We start from the raw sequence: 1,534 nt of genomic DNA on the forward strand, positions 1-1,534 counted from the left end.
CGTTGATCTGGAAAGAGAAACGCAGGCGGCGGTGTTCTAGGATCGGTTCTTCGGAATCGATTGTCGACACTGACATCTGCGGTCTTTTTGAAAAGACATACCATGTAACCGGTCTTCGGATCGGTGAACGTGGGATCTCGTCAAGAATACGTAGAACTAAAGCCAAATCGGATTTCGGTCCGAAATGCTTAGGTCAGAAGTCAACTCAACCTGAGAGTTTGATCCTGGCTCAGAGCGAACGCTGGCGGCAGGCCTAACACATGCAAGTCGAACGGACTCTTCGGAGTTAGTGGCGGACGGGTGAGTAACACGTGGGAACGTGCCTTTAGGTTCGGAATAAGCCCGGGAAACTGGGTCTAATACCGAATGTGCCCTTCGGGGGAAAGATTTATCGCCTTTAGAGCGGCCCGCGTCTGATTAGCTAGTTGGTAGTGTAATGGACTACCAAGGCTACGATCAGTAGCTGGTCTGAGAGGATGACCAGCCACATTGGGACTGAGACACGGCCCAAACTCCTACGGGAGGCAGCAGTGGGGAATTTTCCGCAATGGGCGCAAGCCTGACGGAGCAACGCCGCGTGAGGGATGAAGGCCTCTGGGCTGTAAACCTCTTTTATCAAGGAAGAAGATCTGACGGTACTTGATGAATAAGCCACGGCTAATTCCGTGCCAGCAGCCGCGGTAATACGGGAGTGGCAAGCGTTATCCGGAATTATTGGGCGTAAAGCGTCCGCAGGCGGTTTTACAAGTCTGTCGTTAAAGCGTGGAGCTCAACTCCATTTCGGCGATGGAAACTGTAAGACTAGAGTGTGGTAGGGGCAGAGGGAATTCCCGGTGTAGCGGTGAAATGCGTAGATATCGGGAAGAACACCAGTGGCGAAGGCGCTCTGCTGGGCCATAACTGACGCTCATGGACGAAAGCCAGGGGAGCGAAAGGGATTAGATACCCCTGTAGTCCTGGCCGTAAACGATGAACACTAGGTGTCGGGGGAATCGACCCCCTCGGTGTCGTAGCCAACGCGTTAAGTGTTCCGCCTGGGGAGTACGCACGCAAGTGTGAAACTCAAAGGAATTGACGGGGGCCCGCACAAGCGGTGGAGTATGTGGTTTAATTCGATGCAACGCGAAGAACCTTACCAGGGTTTGACATCCTGCGAATCCCTTGGAAACTTGGGAGTGCCTTCGGGAGCGCAGTGACAGGTGGTGCATGGCTGTCGTCAGCTCGTGTCGTGAGATGTTGGGTTAAGTCCCGCAACGAGCGCAACCCACGTCTTTAGTTGCCAGCATTAAGTTGGGCACTCTAGAGAGACCGCCGGTGATAAACCGGAGGAAGGTGTGGATGACGTCAAGTCATCATGCCCCTTACATCCTGGGCTACACACGTACTACAATGCTACGGACAAAGGGCCGCAAACTCGCGAGAGCTAGCAAATCCCATAAACCGTGGCTCAGTTCAGATCGTAGGCTGCAACTCGCCTACGTGAAGGAGGAATCGCTAGTAATCGCAGGTCAGCATACTGCGGTGAATACGTTCC

General features: G+C 53.6%; 1 rRNA gene. It reads left to right on the plus strand.

The features are described from left to right. Nucleotides 1-206 precede the first annotated feature (206 nt). Nucleotides 207-1,534, plus strand: a 16S ribosomal RNA gene (locus AC01FP_RS17505); the annotation flags it as partial.

The sequence above is a fragment of the Cyanobium sp. NIVA-CYA 375 genome, from assembly GCF_056108345.1.